The 19,277-nt window shown below is 39.9% G+C and carries 17 protein-coding genes, 1 tRNA gene and 1 pseudogene; 10 read left to right on the top strand and 9 right to left on the bottom strand.

All coding sequences use genetic code 11. The features are described from left to right. Positions 1-44: 44 nt before the first annotated feature. The 3 genes from B3297_RS08690 to B3297_RS08700 form a co-directional block, all read right to left on the bottom strand. Complete coding sequence (locus B3297_RS08690; RefSeq protein WP_046673330.1) at positions 45-254, bottom strand: hypothetical protein; 210 nt, start codon at positions 252-254, stop codon at positions 45-47. A gap of 60 nt (positions 255-314) precedes the next feature. Beyond that, a complete protein-coding gene (gene metA, locus B3297_RS08695) occupies positions 315-1,256 on the bottom strand; it encodes a homoserine O-acetyltransferase MetA (RefSeq protein WP_070564023.1) in 942 nt (313 codons plus the stop codon). A gap of 113 nt (positions 1,257-1,369) precedes the next feature. Further along, positions 1,370-1,900 carry a TlpA family protein disulfide reductase gene (locus tag B3297_RS08700; protein ID WP_286778785.1) on the bottom strand — a complete coding sequence of 177 codons (531 nt, stop codon included), beginning with the start codon at positions 1,898-1,900 and terminating at the stop codon, positions 1,370-1,372. A 233-nt stretch (positions 1,901-2,133) separates the two neighbouring features. Between B3297_RS08700 and acnA the strand changes: the two genes are divergently transcribed. The 3 genes from acnA (at position 2,134) to B3297_RS08715 (ending at position 7,281) form a co-directional block, all read left to right on the top strand. Next, on the top strand, positions 2,134-4,902 hold the full coding sequence (acnA, locus tag B3297_RS08705; RefSeq protein ID WP_236560202.1) for an aconitate hydratase AcnA: 2,769 nt from the start codon (positions 2,134-2,136) through the stop codon (positions 4,900-4,902). Between the two features lie 287 nt (positions 4,903-5,189). Continuing rightward, positions 5,190-5,756: a pentapeptide repeat-containing protein gene (locus tag B3297_RS08710; protein ID WP_070564014.1), complete on the top strand. Its 567-nt coding sequence runs from the start codon at positions 5,190-5,192 to the stop codon at positions 5,754-5,756. Between the two features lie 139 nt (positions 5,757-5,895). Beyond that, positions 5,896-7,281 carry a WG repeat-containing protein gene (locus tag B3297_RS08715; RefSeq protein WP_070564010.1) on the top strand — a complete coding sequence of 462 codons (1,386 nt, stop codon included), beginning with the start codon at positions 5,896-5,898 and terminating at the stop codon, positions 7,279-7,281. A gap of 75 nt (positions 7,282-7,356) precedes the next feature. Here B3297_RS08715 and B3297_RS08720 read toward each other — a convergent pair whose 3' ends face one another. Continuing rightward, entirely contained in the window at positions 7,357-8,226 is an 870-nt protein-coding gene (locus B3297_RS08720; RefSeq protein ID WP_112374105.1) for a DUF808 domain-containing protein, read from the bottom strand. A gap of 133 nt (positions 8,227-8,359) precedes the next feature. Between B3297_RS08720 and B3297_RS08725 the strand changes: the two genes are divergently transcribed. The 4 genes from B3297_RS08725 (at position 8,360) to B3297_RS08740 (ending at position 11,711) form a co-directional block, all read left to right on the top strand. Continuing rightward, a complete protein-coding gene (locus B3297_RS08725) occupies positions 8,360-8,917 on the top strand; it encodes a DUF4256 domain-containing protein (protein WP_070564004.1) in 558 nt (185 codons plus the stop codon). 31 nt (positions 8,918-8,948) lie between these two features. Next, a complete protein-coding gene (locus B3297_RS08730; protein WP_070564001.1) occupies positions 8,949-9,806 on the top strand; it encodes a DUF6265 family protein in 858 nt (285 codons plus the stop codon). Between the two features lie 61 nt (positions 9,807-9,867). Next, positions 9,868-10,326: a GyrI-like domain-containing protein gene (locus tag B3297_RS08735; protein ID WP_046673474.1), complete on the top strand. Its 459-nt coding sequence runs from the start codon at positions 9,868-9,870 to the stop codon at positions 10,324-10,326. Between the two features lie 92 nt (positions 10,327-10,418). Continuing rightward, a complete protein-coding gene (locus B3297_RS08740) occupies positions 10,419-11,711 on the top strand; it encodes a chloride channel protein (RefSeq protein ID WP_236560203.1) in 1,293 nt (430 codons plus the stop codon). A 60-nt stretch (positions 11,712-11,771) separates the two neighbouring features. On the opposite strand, the gene B3297_RS08745 is transcribed toward B3297_RS08740, so the two are convergent. After that, positions 11,772-13,193: an RtcB family protein gene (locus B3297_RS08745; protein WP_070563998.1), complete on the bottom strand. Its 1,422-nt coding sequence runs from the start codon at positions 13,191-13,193 to the stop codon at positions 11,772-11,774. A gap of 102 nt (positions 13,194-13,295) precedes the next feature. Beyond that, positions 13,296-14,390: pseudogene (locus B3297_RS08750) on the bottom strand (slipin family protein). 210 nt (positions 14,391-14,600) lie between these two features. On the opposite strand from B3297_RS08750, the gene B3297_RS08755 reads away from it, so the two are divergent. Further along, the gene (locus B3297_RS08755; RefSeq protein ID WP_046673477.1) at positions 14,601-14,783 is read left to right on the top strand and encodes a hypothetical protein; all 183 of its coding nucleotides are present in this window, start codon (positions 14,601-14,603) and stop codon (positions 14,781-14,783) included. A gap of 14 nt (positions 14,784-14,797) precedes the next feature. Here B3297_RS08755 and B3297_RS08760 read toward each other — a convergent pair. Then, positions 14,798-14,859, bottom strand: a tRNA-OTHER gene (locus B3297_RS08760). Between the two features lie 547 nt (positions 14,860-15,406). Between B3297_RS08760 and B3297_RS08765 the strand changes: the two genes are divergently transcribed. Next, positions 15,407-15,994 (top strand): hypothetical protein, encoded by a 588-nt coding sequence (locus tag B3297_RS08765; protein WP_236560204.1) that lies wholly within the window; start codon positions 15,407-15,409, stop codon positions 15,992-15,994. A 76-nt stretch (positions 15,995-16,070) separates the two neighbouring features. Here the strand turns inward: B3297_RS08765 and B3297_RS08770 are convergent, their stop codons facing one another. Both B3297_RS08770 and B3297_RS08775 read right to left on the bottom strand, forming a co-directional pair. After that, positions 16,071-17,333 carry an amidohydrolase gene (locus tag B3297_RS08770; RefSeq protein WP_070563993.1) on the bottom strand — a complete coding sequence of 421 codons (1,263 nt, stop codon included), beginning with the start codon at positions 17,331-17,333 and terminating at the stop codon, positions 16,071-16,073. 76 nt (positions 17,334-17,409) lie between these two features. After that, positions 17,410-18,261 (bottom strand): AraC family transcriptional regulator, encoded by an 852-nt coding sequence (locus B3297_RS08775; RefSeq protein WP_070563990.1) that lies wholly within the window; start codon positions 18,259-18,261, stop codon positions 17,410-17,412. 388 nt (positions 18,262-18,649) lie between these two features. On the opposite strand from B3297_RS08775, the gene B3297_RS08780 reads away from it, so the two are divergent. Then, positions 18,650-19,264: a hypothetical protein gene (locus tag B3297_RS08780; RefSeq protein WP_070563987.1), complete on the top strand. Its 615-nt coding sequence runs from the start codon at positions 18,650-18,652 to the stop codon at positions 19,262-19,264. Positions 19,265-19,277 lie beyond the last annotated feature (13 nt).

Here is a 19,277-nt window from a genome sequence, read left to right on the forward strand (position 1 = left end):
GCAACAATTGGGATTCTAATCGCAACTAAAATTAATGGGGATAATTAAGTCTTGGTTTTATTGCGTGTTGATTTACGTAGTACAAGGATAAAAATCAATAGAAACAGTGCGACACCGGCAATCCAAATCCACGGATTAGCATACCATAACGTCCCATTCGCTTCTTTAAGCTTTTGATTCTCTTCCAGGGTAACCTGTGCTTTCAATAAAAAAACTGAAAAAACAGGACAAACTATTAAAGCAGTCTTTTTCATATTTAATCAATTCATATGAATAGAATACTCTTTTAGCTGTTTTTGTTTGAAGGAATTAAATTATCCTTGTTTGATTTCGCCTAAATAAACCACGTCTTTTAAATCAAAAGGAGTTTCTTGATACACAAAGTAATTCAACCAATTATTGAAAAGAAGATTCGCATGACTTGTCCAGCGCACCAGAGGGCGATTTTCGGGGTTGTCATCAACATAATAATTTGCCGGCTTAGCAATCTCCTGCCCTTTTTCTAAGTCTCTTTTATACTCTTCATCCAGTGTAAAAGGAGCATATTCTGAATGTCCCGTCAAATAAAACTCGCGTCCCCCGCGTGAAGAAACGATAGCAATACCGGCTTCTGGCGATTCTGAAAGAATTTCTAAACCCTCTTTTACCAGGAGATCATCCTTCTCAATTGTTGTATGGCGGCTGTGCGGTATAAAGAACTCATCGTCAAATCCACGGAATAAAGGATGTCTTTTGTTTAACGCAGTGTGCTTAAATACACCAAAAAGTTTTTCCGTTAATGGCTTCTTCTCTACACCATAGAAATGATACAATGCAGCTTGAGACGCCCAACAGATATACAAACTTGATGTTACATGGGTCCTTGCCCAGTCGAAGATGGTCTGAATTTCATCCCAGTAGGTCACTTCCTCAAAAGCAACCATTTCAACTGGAGCCCCCGTAATAATCATTCCGTCGTAGAAATTCTCCTTAACCTCGGTCAAGCTCTTGTAAAACATTTCCAAATGCTCTTCGGGGGTATTCTTTGAAACATGCGTTTCAAGTCGCAAAAATTCCATTTCCACCTGCAAAGGATTATTTGACAGCAAACGAATAAAATCTGTCTCTGTCGTAATTTTAAGCGGCATTAAGTTCAGTACCAAAACACGAAGCGGTCTGATATCCTGCTCATTTGCTCTTAAATCACTCATGACAAATATATTCTCCTTTTTCAACAGCTCAATGGCAGGAAGGTTATTAGGAAGTTTGACCGGCATAGATAATTTCTCCTTATACAATTAGCATGCAAAATTAGCAAGAAAATGCCATAAATGCTAAATGAAACATAAATTATCTTCCATTATATTGTTATAGTCTCCAAGACCAAAAGCTATTCCTTGCTTAAATCCAATAGGGATTTTCTGAATTTCTGCGACCCAAAGTTCATTCCACCTACGTGTTTAATGACCAGCTTACCAGCCTTATCCAAAATAATCGTTGTTGGTATGCTTGTGGTACTCAATTCTTTGGGTAAAGCCGAATTTAATTGATAGACCGGTAGACTATATTTTCTTTTCGCCATAAACTTCCGCGAAGGGCTAAGATTTCCATCGATATCGACAGCCAAAATAACAATAGCATCGTTGCCCTTAAAGTCCTTATAGAGTTGATCCAAGGAAGGCATCTCAGCAAGACATGGTGGACACCATGTCGCCCATAAATTAATAACCACAACTTTTCCTTTGAGCTGGTTTAGGCTCAATATATTGTTTTTACTGTCCCTAAAACTAAGATTGTATCCTTCGGTTCTGCTCTTATTCTCCTCCTCGACCACACAATGCTTGCTTGCTTTAACCAAAAATGGATTGCAAAACAACAAACTAACCAATAAAAGGAGACTATAATTTACTTTTTTTGTCATATAACACTTTAACTAAGCTTAAACATTACCATAACGTTTGTATCCTAATTTGATTGCTTTTATAGCAGAAAATTAATCGAATTTTTTCACGCGTTTTTTTAACGGATTTTTCAGCGGCAATGGAGGTTTAAAATTCGGTGTTAGAATACGAAAGCGAAAAGGTAAGTGTAAAAGATATTACAAACAAATTTAGGGATATGTATATTATATAGTATGAAAATAAGTAAATGAATATGAGCAAAGAGAAATCAATACAAGAAATTGAAATTAACGGCAAAGTTTACCAGTATAGTTCTATTAAAGATCTCCCTCAAGGTAATGTTATGCACCTACCGTTCAGCATCCGGATACTACTGGAAAATGTATTGCGAAACCATGATGGATTCAGTATCACAGACGAGCATGTCAATACCCTGATTCATTGGACTCCACAACCTGTTGACAAAGATATCCCCTTCAAACCGGCCAGAATTTTAATGCAGGATTTCACCGGAGTACCTGCTGTAGTCGATATGGCATCACTACGTGCCGAATTTATCCGTCATGGCAAGGATGGACAAAAAATAAATCCTGCTATCCCGGTGGATCTGGTCATTGATCATTCCGTTCAGGTCGACTACTTTGGTACACAGTACTCGTATGACAAGAATGTCGAGTTGGAATATGAACGCAACCGTGAGCGTTATGAACTCCTTAAATGGGCACAGAAAGGATTAAAAAATTTTACCGTTGTTCCCCCAGGTATGGGTATCTGCCATCAGGTCAACTTGGAATATCTTGCCAAAGGAGTCATTGAACGTGACAATTGGCTTTTTCCTGACACATTAGTAGGGACAGATTCGCATACACCAATGGTCAATGGTATTGGTGTATTAGGTTGGGGAGTTGGTGGTATTGAGGCCGAGGCAGCCATGCTTGGACAACCCATCTTTTTCACCTGCCCCGAGGTTATCGGCCTTAAACTTACGGGCAAAATACCAGCGACATGCACCGCGACGGACATGGTTCTTTCCATCACAAAAATACTTCGTGATACAGGTGTTGTGGGCAAATTTGTTGAAGTATTTGGCGATGGATTGGACAGCCTTTCGGTGACAGATCGTGCGACAATATCCAATATGTCACCAGAATTCGGCTGTACGGTTACCTATTTTCCGATCGATGACCGAACCCTTGAATACATGCATAGCACCAATCGAAGTGCCGAACAGATTAAAATTGTTGAAGATTATTGTAAAAGCAATTTACTTTGGCGGACAGGCAAGGAAGAAATTCAATATTCGTCGGTTGTTGAATTCAATTTATCAAGTCTGGAGCCAACTGTATCCGGCCCTAAGCGACCTCAGGATAAAATTCTTGTGAAAGATCTAAAAACTACATTTTCACATCTCTTGGATAGCGAACACCATCGACAGTATATCCCTGTTCTACAGCGATCGGAATCTGCTTGGCTTGCCGACGGCGGGTCTGGTACGGAGTTTACCTTTGGTAAGGTACCTATTGAACATGATTCACCGCATGAAGTTATCCAAGAGTCTATTCATGCTGTGCGCATCAAGCACAATCATAAAGAATATATTGTCAGTGATGGCAGTATTGCCATTGCCGCCATAACAAGCTGTACCAATACGTCGAACCCTACTGTGATGATCGGCGCAGGATTATTGGCCCGTAACGCTATCGAGCGTGGACTGCGGACCAAATCCTGGGTAAAGACCTCCTTAGCCCCTGGTTCAAAAGTCGTTACACAATACCTTGAAAGATCAGGACTTAGTGCTGATCTCGATGCCCTGCGTTTTCACACGGTGGGTTACGGTTGTACCTCCTGTATTGGAAACTCGGGTCCTCTTCCACCACAAATAGCAGAGGCAGTGGAAAAAGGTGAACTCATTGTCGCATCGGTATTGTCTGGTAACCGAAATTTTGAGGCGCGTGTGCATCCTCAGGTAAAAATGAACTTTTTAATGTCGCCGATGCTTGTTGTTGCCTATGCGTTAGTCGGAAGAGTTGATATTAATCTTTTGGAGGAGCCGCTCGACTACGACCCGAATGGTGAGCCCGTATATCTGAAAGATATTTGGCCGAGCCGCGAGGATATTATGGAAACCGTCAATGCCTGCGTCAAACAATCGGATTTTCAAGAAGTTTATGATGTCATCTTCGATGGTTCAACAGACTGGCAAGAACTTGAAGTGAATCTGGATCAAAATTACCAGTGGGACAACACGTCTACCTACATTAAAGAATCACCTTTTTTTGAAAATTTACAGGCTGTACCAAATCCGATACAAGACATCCAAAATGCAAGGGTGTTACTTTATCTTGGTGATTCGGTTACAACGGATCATATCTCACCTGCAGGGTCATTCAAAGAAGAAACTGCGGCTGGGCAATACCTCAGCGCACATCAGGTAAGTAAAGAAGATTTTAATTCGTATGGATCTAGACGTGGGAACCACGAAGTTATGATGCGTGGAACATTTGCCAATGTGCGTATTAAAAACAAAATTACTGATCGTGAAGGTGGATTTAGCCGTTATTTCCCAAGCAATGAGGTGAAGACGGTATATGAAACCGCAATGGAATATCGAAAAAACAACACTGCACTCATTGTGCTGGCAGGAAAAGAGTATGGTTCGGGCTCCTCAAGAGATTGGGCTGCAAAGGGAACATTCCTGCTCGGCGTACGGGCGGTTATTGCTGAAAGTTTTGAGCGTATTCACCGAAGTAATCTTGTCGGTATGGGGGTAGCACCACTTGTGTTTATCAATGACGAAAATGCAGAGAAATTAGGACTAGATGGAACAGAAGTCTATAGCATCACGGGACTTGCGAACGATTTAACACCCCATAAACTCCTCTCGGTAAAGGCGGTGCATGACAATGGAAAAACAACCACATTTCAAGTGAAAGCAAGACTCGATTCTGCCATTGAAATCGAATATTTTAAGAATGACGGTATTCTGCAATATGTGCTACGGCAATATTTAAAAAACAACTAATATTCGGCAAATTGAAGAATCGAAATAGCTAAAAAAGTAAAGGGCACTCTATAGAGTGCCCTTTAACAACTATATTAAAACCTACCAGAGTTCTACAATACTTCAGTCTTGCCCCCAGAATTATGTTTTATGGCTATGCCAAATATAGTTGGAAAAAATTACCCTTTTTATCCCTGAAATCAGGTATTTTGCATATAATCGGATGTAGCGCATTCACTTCATTTTAAAGTAAAATCATTCGGGAGAATTGTTTATTTTCGCTAAGATCAATGCCAACAGCATACAGAATGAAAGAACTTATCGAACAAACAATCACGAAACAAACATGGACTCCTGAACTGAAACAAGTTCAGGAATTCTACAAATGCACCTTTGAGCAATGTGATTTTCAGAGCGCGGAACTGTTAGACCTCATTTTCACAAATTGTGAATTTAAATCGTGTAATCTTTCCAACGTCAGTCTGAAGGGCACACAACTAGATCATGTTGTCTTTAATGACTGCAAAATGCTAGGTATACACTTTAATGAATGTAGTTCATTTTCCTTTCATGTTAATTTCAGCAACTCGGTATTGGATTACTCCTCTTTTTTTGAACGAAATATAAAGAAATTTCAGTTTGATCACTGTTCGTTGCAACATGTGGATTTTGAACGAGCTAATCTGCAACAGGCGGTGTTTAGAAAAGCGAATTTGTTAAATGCCCGTTTTATACAAAGCAATCTCGAAGGCTGTGATTTTCGGTCCTCCATCAACATCCAGCTCGATCCCGAGGCCAATCGCATGAAAAAAAGTAAATTTGGTCGGGAACAGCTGCCTGGACTATTGCTTAAATATCAGTTGGCCATCGATTAAATCTCAGAATGGGGTTTGATAAGGGCCTGAAGATCGTTGCATGAGATCGGCTCGATTTCGATTTATCATTAAATAACGGATTTCAGGGATATAACACCTTACATTGAATCAGGATATTTGTCTTTCAAAGTTTAAGAAGATGAAAAAAATATCCCTATCGTTCGTAGCTATCTTGGCGGCCAGCAGCATGTCGTTTGCACAAATCAATAAAGCATTCAAGATCAACTATGCCATTACCTATTCCGTCGATCCCAGCGAAGAAGCGCAAGCAGCTCCAGTTTCTGTCTACGAAGCTTATGTTAACAATGATAAAATAAAAGTTGTATCGGCTTCCGGAGACGGCGAAGAGTCCATCTTTCTCGTTAAAAAAAATGAAGAGCAATCGGTTATATTATACCCAGGACTGGCAAAATATGTCGTGAAAGAAAATGAGCTTAGCTCACATGCGATCAAACTCGTCCCAAACCAGACGAAAATGATCGCTGGTTATCCCTGCAAACTAGCGCAGGTAGAAATTCCTATTTCGGAAGATAACGCGGAAAACAGTACCCTATCGATTTGGTATAGCGATAAACTGCCAGTCGCCTATTGGGAGGGCTTTGATCTGTTCAAAAAAATACCTGGGGCTGTGCTGCAGCTAACAACACCGCTTGGCATGAATATGATTGCGCAGAACATCACCGATAGCCAACTGGACGAAAAGGATTTTATTGTACCTGAGGATTATGAACAAGTAGCATCCATTTATGATGACGAAGAGGATGCGGAAGATAGCAACCAGATTGCTGAAAATCTCTATTTATTTGAAGATGCTGCAACTAGCCTTTTGGGGGTAAAAGACGGCGATGAAAAAACAATTGTGCCAGCACAATACCTTTACATTGCTCCATTTGTTGGCGACCTGAGTATAGTTCAATATAAAGATGAAAAATATGGTGCCATTAATCTCACCGGTAAACCAATCCTCCCCTTCCGATACGATTATTTAGGTTACGATGACCATCTTGGCCAACTGGTTTTTGGACTAAACGAAAAATATGGGGTCATGGATAAGTCTGGTAAAATTTTGATCCCAGCAAATTATGATATGATATCATTCATTAACGGGGGCTATGCTGTATTTCAAGTGAAAGATAAATATGGCATATTGAATCAAGCGGGTAAAATAATTGTCCCGGCAACGTATAGCTTTATTTCTGAAAACAATGCAACGCATTTCGTCAGCATTGAAAACGACAAGTATAATCTTACTGATATTAAGACCAATAAAATCGTTGCGCCCGACTACGATTTGATTTCAATTACCGAAGAACCCAATCTTTTCCTTGCAAGCAAAGGTGGAAAGTATGGGTATTTAGATGGTCAGGGAAAAGTTGCAATACCATTTATATACAGTGGAGCTACCTCGTTCAGCGATGGCGTGGCTTCTGTTTCATTAGCGGATTCGGACGATGTAATTTTGATTAATACAAAAGGCGAACGTGTGGAAATAGATGCTGCGGCAGAGGCAACAGATATAATTTAAACATCAGCAACCAAAAAAGGCAACAGATCTATCTGTTGCCTTTTTGGTTGCTGATCATCAATGATCAGTATAAGGTTATTTTTTCTTTTTAAACAGCATTTTGCCGATCGTAAATAAAATCACCACAATTATGCCTCCACCTAGGCCAAATAACAGCTCTTTTAGCATGCTTGGCAGAGCGGGTAGCGCGTGATGTAAGAAATCAATATAATGCGCAAATATTCCGCCTGAAACTAAAATTAAAGCAAATGTACCAACCACAGCCAATAACTTGATAACAAAAGGCAGTGCGCGGACTAAAAAACGACCTAAACTCGCTACAGGGCCTTTCTCACGGGAGGTTTTAATCAATTTATAACCCGCATCGTCCATCCGAACGATAAGTGCCACAATACCATAGACTCCAACTGTGGCTAAAAAAGCAACAACCGAAACCGTAATAATTTGTAAGGACAAGCTTTTTCCAAGAACTGTTCCTAAAGCGATAATGACGATCTCCACGGAAAGAATAAAATCTGTCGTGATAGCCGATTTTACCTTCGCTTTTTCAACAGCAACTGAGTTTTCAGCAACGACAGTCTCTACTTTCGTTTCTTCTGTAGCATGTTTGCGGTGAAACAGGTATTCAATAATCTTTTCAACACCTTCAAAAGCAAGGTAGAAACCACCCAAAATTAAAATATATTTGATGGCAATTGGAAAAAAGACGTTCAGTAATAAAGCAATAGGTACAATGATCAACTTATTGAGCAGCGAACCCTTTGTAATTGCCCATAAAACTGGGAGCTCACGTGAAGCCAAAAAACCAGTCGCTTTCTCTGCATTTACCGCTAAATCGTCACCTAAGATTCCAGCAGTTTTTTTTGTTGCGATTTTGCTCGCCACTGCTACATCATCCATCAACGCTGCAATATCATCTAGTATTGCAAATATTCCTGAAGCCATATTTATATAAAAATTGAACGTAAAAATATAAATTTAATTCAATTTTGAACTAAAGAATTTAATCCATTTGTAATATTAAGCTACATTACATTTGATTTAAATACGTAATTTTAATACCACAAGGACAACCGTTATGAAAAATTCACTTACACTGCAGGAACAGTCAATGCTACTTGAAACACTAAAACAAAGGTTTCAGAAATTTCCTAAAAGACATCCACAGATCAGTTGGGATGATGTTGCGCATAAATTACTTGAAAATCCCAAGAAATTGTGGAGCTTGTTCCAAATGGAAAAGAGCGCTGGCGAACCCGACCTTATTCTGATTGATGCAAACAAAGAACAGTATGCTTTTGTGGATTGTGCTGAAGAAAGTCCCAAAGGAAGAAGAAGCCTCTGTTTTGACCAAAGAGCCATGGATGAAAGGAAAGAAAACAAGCCTATTGGGAATGCTGTGGAAGAAGCTAAGAAAATGGGGACTGAGCTACTAAATGAAGAACAATATCGCCAACTTCAACAATTAGGTGAATTTGATTTAAAAACTTCCAGCTGGATACAAACACCAGATGCCATCCGCAAGCTTGGAGGTGCCTTATTCTGTGACCGACGTTACAACCAAGTCTTTACCTATCATAATGGCGCAATCTCCTATTATGCCGCACGTGGATTTCGCTGCATACTTTTTCTTTAAAAGTCCCTAACCTTCAAAATTTAAAACCTATATGAAAACAATTGTAATAGCCACCCTGCTCTTTTGCTGGGGAGCTGCCCAACCGCTTTTTTCACAAGTATCTTTTCCATCGTTCTTGGAAGGGACATGGAAGGTGGACAATAAAGAGCAATACGAACAATGGGATCGTATAAATGAACACGAATTAAAGGGACTTTCCTATACGTTGAAAAATGGGCAAAAGATCGTCAGTGAATACCTAAAATTGACCAAAATAAAGGATAAAGTTGTATACACAGCATTGGTCATCGGACAAAACCATGGAAAAGAAGTCAATTTTGAGCTAAGTTATCAGGATAGTACCTATACGTTTATCAATGAGGCCCATGATTTCCCCAATTACATTCGGTACACACCAGTCGCCACAAACCGACTTCACATTGTAGTGGAAGGAAAATCGGGAAGAGCCAGGTCTTTTTATGCGAGCAGAATTGCACCGACCACGACTGAAGGAAACCCAAATTACGATCAAGAGCTCGCAAAAAAATTGGGGGCTGATGATTATGGAATGAAATCCTACATCTTTGTCCTCCTCAAAACTGGCGAGAATAAAACAACAGACAAACAATTCATTAATGAATGTTTCAAAGGTCACATGGAAAATATCAATCGTCTCGTAAAAAATGGGCAATTGATTGTTGCTGGCCCATTTGGAAAAAATGACGACAACTTTCGGGGCCTTTTTATCTTAAATAACATGGCTTCAACTGATGCGGCAAAGCATATTTTAGAGAACGATCCAGCGATAAAAAACGGCCTCTTAGAAGCTTCGTTTTACCCCTGGTATGGTTCAGCTGCCTTGGCAGAATATCTGTCCCAAGTAGATAAAATCTGGAAAAAACAACATTAGCCCTTTGGTCATGACATAGGGTTGTCATTGGCCGATCTAACTTTGGGGAAAACTAAGCGAAATGAATAATAAAATAATCCCTTCATTCAGTATAATAGGTCTTGCCATCCGTACAAGCAACCAAAATGGGCAGGCGGCGAAAGACATTCCAGAACTTTGGGCCCGCTTTTTTAAAGAAGATGTGTTGAGCCGTATTCCCAACAAGATATCCAGCGAACTCTATTGTATCTATACCGAATATGAAAAAGATCACACATTGCCTTATACGACTTTATTAGGCTGTAAAGTCAGCAATCTTGAAGAACTACCCGAAGACTTGGACGGTATTCATATCGCTGAAAACCATTACCGACATTTTACAGCAGAAGGAAATTTGGAAGATGGCATCGTTTATGAAACTTGGCAAAGGATATGGCGTTCGGATTTACCCAGAACGTATGCCGCAGACCTCGAAATATATGGCGAAAAAGCCCAAAACCCACACGATGCAAAGGTGGATATATACATAGGCATTCATTAGGGTCTTTATCGTAACAAAACGTATGTGTTAAGGTATTTATCGTTTATTTTAAACTAAATAACCCTTACCTTTGTGTCGATTTAAAGAAAAACATGATGCAAGGCAATACGACATACAGAAAAAAAGTTGTTCGATATAGCTATCTAAAATTAATTGGAAGTTCAGCGCTCGTCAGTATCGTTTGTTGTGTATTGGCATACAGCCTCAAACACAGCACAGCTTATGTACAGGAAGAATTGTTTGAAAGTGTATCTTCCTGGGATGCCAAACTTTTTATTGTTTTACCCAGCATAGGTATTACAGCGATTTACTTCTTACGGAAATACGCTTTTCAAAACAGAAAAAACAAAGGGATCAAAGAAATTTATACGACACTAGAAACAAGAAAAGACCATTTACCTTTTTTTAAGATTCCTTCACATTATATCAATGGTTTTCTAACGGTAGTTTTTGGTGGGTCAACCGGTGTTGAAGTTTCTACAGTTGTTGCATCAGCCACGGTGGGTAACCAAGCGTATAAGCGATTACATCCAGCTTGGGCTTACAAAACCGAGTTGATCTGCGCTGGCGTAATCGCTGGAGTCACCCTGTTGTTTGGAAGTGCATTGGGTGGTTTTCTTTTTGCTTTTGAGGTAATTGCACGCAGATATAACAAGACCTTGCTCATTAGCGGACTAACTTCAATGGCCCTGGCTTCCGTATTTGTCTATTATCTTGACGCAAGTCCTTTGTTTACATTTGAGGTAAAAGCATGGCGATGGCAAGCGATCCCTTTTGTCGCTATTTTGGGATTGATTGGCGGGATTTTAGCATTATATTTTACTAAAACGGTAATTTATGCGAAGTCCTATTTTGCAGGCATAAAAAGTAATTTTATCCGTGTCAACTTGGGTGCAATCACAGTTGGAACATTTATCTTTTTCTTACCGGTACTCTATGGCGACAGCTATCATGGTCTTGGAGAGGTTCTAAAAAGCAGTCTGCATGATTCTGTCAATTTACTTTACTTTCTTCCGTTGATCCTGCTTGTTCTCTTAAAACCTTTTGTGGCTTCTCTGACGCTAGGTGCTGGTGGTGACGGCGGCGTTTTTGCCCCCAGTATTGTTACAGGTGCATTGTTAGGCGTTTTGTTTGCACAGCTTTGCAACCATTATCTAGGCACACAATTGGTGGTTATTAATTTTGCCCTTTTTGGTGCTGCAGCAATGCTTTCTGCGGCTATACATGCACCTTTCACGGCGATCTTTATTATTGCAAGCCTTGTTCCTTCCGGATATTTATTACTAGCCCCCCTACTCATCAGCAGTTTTATTGCGAAAACGCTAGCTAAAAAACTATATCCTTATAACGTATACACCTATAAGGAAGTGGCGACGGCCAGGTAATCAAAAGAAATTAAATACGAAAGCGGCTCAGATATCAATCTGAGCCGCTTTTTCTTGCCATTAGTCTTCTCTGCTCCCATCATCTGCCATGCGGACAATCTTGGGCGAAAATTTTGCCACGACATCAACAAGATCTTTTTGTGAAGCCATGACAGTGTGGATGTCTTTATAGGCCATCGGCGCTTCATCCATCCCTGCTCCAAGCAGCATAACACCTTGATCTTTAAGCATCGCATGAAGGTCATGGGAAGATAAGGTTTTAATCGCTTGTGTACGGCTCATCAGTCGACCTGCCCCATGAGATGCCGATTGTATAGCATTCGACTCCCCTTTTCCGCGAACCAAAAACCCTGGTGTCGCCATGGAGCCCGGAATAATCCCCATTACCCCTTTTGCAGCGGGCGTCGCACCCTTTCGGTGTACAATAACATCTTGACCATTCCAAGTTTCCTTCCATGCAAAATTGTGGTGATTTTCAACTTTCGCCAACAATTCAGCTCCTAAAGCCAACGTGATCTTGTCATGGATCACTTCGTGGCAGGCTGACGCATAATCGCCAGCGAGATTCATGGCCAGCCAATACTCCTGTCCCTCATGGCTATCCAGGTCCAAATAAGCCAGATTTTCCGCTTGATAAGGTAACTTACACAGGGATTTGGCCAGCTTGGTATAATGTGCTGCTAGGGTAGCGCCCATTCCTCTTGAACCCGAATGTGTCAACAAACCCAAATAACTGCCGCTATCAATGTTTAAAACCTCATCTCTTTCCTCAAATTCGACTATACCAAATTCCACAAAATGATTCCCCCCACCGGAAGAGCCCAATTGGGTCCAGGCTTTATCCTTCAAGGAGGAAAGTAAACTATTCTCATTGAATAATTTGTTTTCCAGTACAGCATGATCTACGCGTTCATGTCTCAGGTATCCATTACCAGCCCCAAATTTACTGTTTCGTAGAATAATATCTTTCAGCGTCATTATATTGTGCTCCACAAATGAACCCGGTAGATCAAAGATGGACAAAGCCATGCGACAGCCAATATCGACACCAACACCATAAGGGATCACGGCATTATTTGTCGCCAGAACTCCTCCGATTGGCAATCCGTATCCTTGATGGGCGTCTGGCATCAATGCTCCGGCAACCGAAACTGGTAATTTCATGGCGATATTCATCTGTGCTTTCGCCCCTGTTTCAATTTCAGACGAACCGTAAATGGTATAATCCGCCGGGTTTTCGTTCAAGACAATTAATGACTTGTCAATTGCCTCTTGCCCAAGCAGAGCACTCGCTAAAATTCCGAAAACAGCATCATCAGAATAGCTGGTCGGATTTTCCAAAACAGCTTTAAACTTTTCAAGCATTTCTGCCCGCGTAAAACCGTGTCTTTTACTGTTGATCTTCAGTGCTACTCCCAAGCTATGATTTTCTTTATATCCCAAAGCAATTAAGTCATTGCCGTTTATTCTCTTATTTTCCATTTTCTTACTTTCTAATTTATAGAGTAGCTTTACAAATCCTCCAAAGCAGGTAACAACAGCTCTTTACGTTGCTACCTGCACCTCTTTCAATTTAATAATCTTTTATTTCACAAACAATTGTTTGAGTTGGTCAACAATCTGTCCATTTCCGGAAACCGAAATCGTATTGATCTTTTCTGCGATCTTTTCGACATATTCCATTTCCTTCAACTTAAACAACATACTGTTTTCTTCCATCAGTTTCGCCGTATTCAACAGACTCCGTGTCGAAGCGGTCTCTTCGCGACGCATGATGCTATTTGCCTGCGCCCTCTTCTCTGCAATCAACACCTGGTTCATGATGTCCCGCACATCCCCTGGTAAAATAACATCTTTAACACCGCAGGTCAACAGTGTTAGTCCCATGCTCGCAACCTGTTGTAATGTATTTTCTAAGATATAGCCTTGTATTTCAGTCTTCCGCTCCATCAGCTCGTCTAACGTCATCTGCCCGATATAGGACCGTAGGGTCTACTGCATCAACGAATACAATTGCTTCTCGTGGTCTTTATTATTCAATAGTGCTTTGACAATATCCACAATCTGATATTGCAGCGTGAAATTGATTCTGATCTGTGCTTTATCTTTAGACAAGATCTCCTGTCCTACCACCTCCAAGGTCAAAACCCGCATATCAGCTTTTGAAATCGCTATGGTTTTTGCATTCTTCCACCAATAATACGTTCCCGACTTCAAGATATCCACAAACACACCGTCTACAAAAAGCAGGGCTTTCTCATTTGGTTCAATTTTATACTGACGTACATAATAGCTCAAACTCTGTTTCTCCAACAACTGACGATTTAAAGATGCCGGAACCTCAATCTCCGCAATGTCTTCCAGTTGAAATCTGCGTTCACGCAATTCCTTCCAAAAAACATGTCTGCCGGAGGCTAACGTCTTTTCGAAATTATTATTCAAAAAAACAAGACAAATCTCCGTATCGCCCACCTCAACGATGTCAACCAATTCACTAAAACCTGCCAACTGCAAAAGCACATCGATATTACGATCGGAAGGAAATGAATGAGTAGTTGTATATTTCTCCAGTTTTTCACCAAATCCCAACCAATAGTTACCGGATTTTAAAACACGGACCACCATATTGTTTTTAATAACCAATCCGATTTCCGCTGTAGTTATCTGTACTCTTTTCATTTGTATATTCTTTTAAATTTTAATTATTGCTATTATAAAACCTGCTATTTTTTATCCCTTGACCTCAAGCGGGATTCAAAAGCCCAAGTATCCGCTTTTAAAATCAAAAGTCGGTGAACAAATACCCCATCTTATTGGTCACGACTTTTTAGTATAAATTCAAATACCACATCTTAGGAATCTCAGGCCATCAATCAATTGCATAGTCGCATGAAAACAGCGCATAAGCAGGATAAAAAGATAGCAAGCTTCTACCAAATGACCTTTTTAAAGAAGGTCTTAACTTTGAATGTCCGAATGGACAGTTCGGTGCAATACCCTTATGCTATTCCATCCGAAAATGGAAGTGGGATTCGAACCCACACGATTGAGCTGTTGTTCTACCCAGACTGAACTATCCTGATTGCTCAGGAGTAGGAATCGAACCTACGACCCACAACTATCTGCTCTGCTCTACCCTTGAGCTACCTTTTTACGGGAGAGGACTCGAACCTCTAACACGAGCACTTTCCTTTCAACTTCTCGTTTTATCAGTATATTGATTCTCATAGAGAACAATACTAACCTGCTATACTGAAACAGGTGACCAGGATGCCACTGAAGAAGAAAGGCTTCTTTAATACTTCATCAAGAAGTATATATCTTAAAGCTATTCGCTATAATTTCATCAAAGAACGTTTGTCATTGTTGACATTACAAATATCGTTGGGTTAATGCGCAGGGAATTTGCGTAGAAAAAAAAAGAAGTAAAAAAAATATAGAGAAAACATAAAATGCTGTTATACAGCAATTAAAAATAAATAATTAGCATCAGAAAGAAACAAGGGACTCTTAACTACGCAGATGTATTGCGTTTATACGCCACACGATCGGCACACAGAGCTTTGCTTTATTTCAACAAGAATGGGAAATAGGATTTTTTGGTAAATATGCTGTAGAAATATAGCGGTAATCCGTGATCGTGTTATGGGATTTATATCCTAATTTTACACCCAAATAAAAGACGATATCAAAAGATGAAAAGTTTGTATGCAACAATACTGCTGTTTTACATGCTAGCGAGCTGTATAAATCCAACGAAAAACCATAAAAGCACTGCAGTGGAACATCCTGCAAAGCAGGTTTTAATCAACGACGGCACAGGCACAGTGAAGCAAAACACGACAATTGCTCAGCATCAGCAAGCGGAAGATTGGTTAAAAGAGATTTTTAAATGTAAAAGTTCTGCATCCGGCAAATATTGTTACTATCTGGACAAAGAAGATGCCTTATGTACCAAACGCTTTCAGGCGTTCTTAAAAGATGCCAATGAAATTTACGGGCCATCTAACCTCACAGATGAAGAACTGCCCAAAGCTGAAGCAGCTTACAAAGCTAAATGGGAAAAAATCTATCCCTTATATACAGCGGAAACCTGGTTATTTGGAAGAGGTAATGACGACGCATTGGATATCAAGGATGTTAAAATCGACAAAATAACGGAGAGCAAGTTTATCGTATTTATTGATTACGGCGATAATATCCGAACCAAAAACGAGGTTCAATTGGTCCATGAGCAAGGTTCTTATAAAATAGACTACTGCAAGACGACTTTCCTACATTAACCGTAATCCCTCCTAAAAAATGAGCATGCCAATTCCCCAGACGATAAATTGGCATGTCAAATGTTCTTATTATGTGCTATTTTAATAAAGCTTGTGAACTATTGTTCCATTTGACGAGATTTCCCTGATGAATAAGCCCATGGACGGTCGAGATCCGAGAAACTGCTTCTGCTGAACAACTCGCGTCGACAAAAAGAAGGCTAGCATCATCTCCTACTTTCGGCCATACCGAATTCCCGTGGTCATCAAGCGGGATTTTGCCATTGGTCGCATAACAAAGGCAACGAGATAGCTCGAATTCAGTTTCATAACCATATAATTGCGCGGCTAGATTAGCTTTCTGAAGCATATTACCACTACCAAAAGTACCCCAATGATCCTGAACATTGTCATTCCCCACAAAAACTTCCACTCCCGCCTTTTTCAGTTCCCGAAATGGCATCAACATATTGCGGAAAGGAACCGAACTGCATATACCGACTTTCGCTTCTGCCAGTCGTTCGGCCATGTGTTCTAAGTCTTTTTTCGGCAGGTAGCCTAAGGCGAAAGCATGACTGATAAATGTGCGTCCCTGTAATGCGGGGTTTTCCAATGCTTTATCAATCAAATATTCCATAGTTTTAACACCTGATTCTCCACCTTCATGCAAGTGGATATCGATTCCCTTGTTATTGTCCAATGCAAGTCGAACCGTCAAGTCCATCGGTTTCTCGATACTGCCGTCAATACTAAAGGGATCCAAACCACCGATAAAATCCACCTGTTCCCATTTTGCAACTTCCTCCATTAACTTCGCGGATTCTGTATAGAATAGACCATGTTGGGGGAATGCGACCAGTTCTGCAGCAAAGGAATACTTTAAATGTTCCAGTGCCTGTAACAGATGTTCCAATGACTTCGTCCCCGATGTTGGGTCTACATTAAAATGTGCGCGCGCAAAATTTGTTCCGTAGCCCTGCAATAGCGCAATCAATTTTTCGGCCCGTTCGACAGAGGTTTTCAACAATTCAGGGATGATGATCTGTTCCTTGGCAATCATATCTTTTACAGTCCTGTTTTTTGGAAATACCGCCTTCCAGGGCAGGCCGTATAAAGTTTTATCTAAATGAATGTGCATGTCACGGAATGGCGGTAAGGCCAATTTACCTTTCATGTCGAAGCCTTTTCCGTCAATCCCCGATTGCGCTGGCTCTATATTTTTTATTTTATTTGCCTCGATTTGAATATCAAATAATGCCGTTTTCGTAGCAACAATTTCTTCCTTCTCATAAAGAAAGCCTGTTTCTAGCAATACGTTCCTCAACAAATAAGTATCTTGATTTTGATTGATTTCATTCATGCTTAAATCATTTTCACCAAAGCTAAGTGATTTGGGACAATGATCCTTGTATGAATTATCACAGCTTGTGTAGAAATTATGGCTGCGCTTTAAACTGACTTGGTGTCATATTTGTATGGCATTTAAAAAACTTGCTGAAGCTTGCATTATCGTAAAATCCCAGATCAAAGACAATAGCTTTGATCGTTTTATCCGAAATTTTAAGCAAGCGCTTTGCTTCCAATAACACGCGTTCCTGAATCAAAAATGAAGCTGACTTGTGTAACACCCGATTACTTAACACATTCAGATAGTTTGCGGATATATTTAGCTTCTCGGCATAAAAAGCAACGGATTTTTCACTTTTATACCATTCATCGATAAGCTGAACAAATTTTGCCACAATCGGATTATCCTGATGTTGTTCATAATCATGATAATTATCCTGAACGATCTTGCTAATCAGAAGGGCAATTACTTTAACCCGCGCGTAAATCAATTCCCATAGGATATGATCGTCCGCTAGATCAGCTGCAATTGCTTTAAATTCTGCCGATAGCGACTGAAAGTGGATCGCTGAAAGATCAATGACCAAATGCTTTAGATAATAAGAAATAGGAAATCGCAATGCAGGTAATAAGCTTTCGAACCAACGTCTGCTGATCATGAGCTGCAATGCATGGGTCGAGTCGTCCATCTTCCACTGATGTACCTGACCTGGAAAAACGAGATGTAATTGATTACATCCAAGCGTAAAGTGATCGAAGTCTATGGTATGCGTACCTACAGACTCTTCAAATAATAAGAGAATAAAGAAATCATGTTTATGCGGCTCATTAATTTCCCGAGGACCAATAAGTTCGTGAAAAAGCAGGTCACAATCCGCAATAATCCCTTCCTGGAATTTTTGCAGATCTAGTATTGGAAAATGGTCGTTGGGTTGATACATAAACAGTATTCCAAAGATAGTATCTAAATATTAAAACAAAAAACAAAAGCTAGTGAGAGCTGGTAACAATACTAAAAATTACTTCCAACTTATGACCAGCTTCATACTGTAAACACAGTGAGTCCACAGTAAGTCCACGTTGAGTCCACCTTTTTTATGTGCAACTACCATGGCTTCATCGTACAGACATACTGCTTACAGTCCGAAGTTGATTACTAATAGGCTATAATTTTTTCTAACGAAGCCCTTAAGCTTGCCCGCAATTATTGACAGAAATTGTTACGATTATCATTATTGATTAATATCAAAAAAACGTTACTTTGAAATAGTTTATAGGGTCTGATTTAGGTCGAATGCCTATGCCTCATTTCCAACTTAAGATCGAAACATGCAAATTGAAATAGGGAGTATATTTTACGAAATAGTACTTTGGAATAAAGATTACATCCAGATTCTAGGTAGTTCATCACCCTATCGTGTATATGCTCCAGCGCATTGCGATGTTGCTTTCCTCAAAGAGTACATTAAGCTAAATCCTCCAGAAAATAAATCGGAAGATTCATCCTATTCCTATCTGGAAGATCCCTACTACCTATTTGGAAAACCTTATTTGGTCAAGATTTATCCGTCCGCAATGCTACCAACTGTTGAATTGACAGCAACGAGCATATGTGTATATCAAAAGAAGAACACAAATACCTTGAACTTACTGTACAAATGGTGCCAGGAATTACTCTACCATGAAGTCGTCAAGCAAATTGCTTACTGGGAGGAGCAATTGGATATATATGATGTGGCAACAGTAACCATCCGTAAACTACCCAAAAGTGATTTTAGAATCGTTGAAGGTGGATTTCAATTTTCAAATCGACTCATAGATTTTAAAAAAGAACACATCAATCTAATTATTCTAAAGGCTTTCTGTAAATTTGCGGATAAGACCCGAAAGGAAACAGAAGCAATTTTCAATCTATATATCCCAAACTGGAGAGATCTTTATTAGCACACTATAATAA

It is taken from the genome of Sphingobacterium sp. UBA3519, assembly GCF_002377215.1.
In the GTDB taxonomy this organism is placed as follows: domain Bacteria; phylum Bacteroidota; class Bacteroidia; order Sphingobacteriales; family Sphingobacteriaceae; genus Sphingobacterium; species Sphingobacterium multivorum.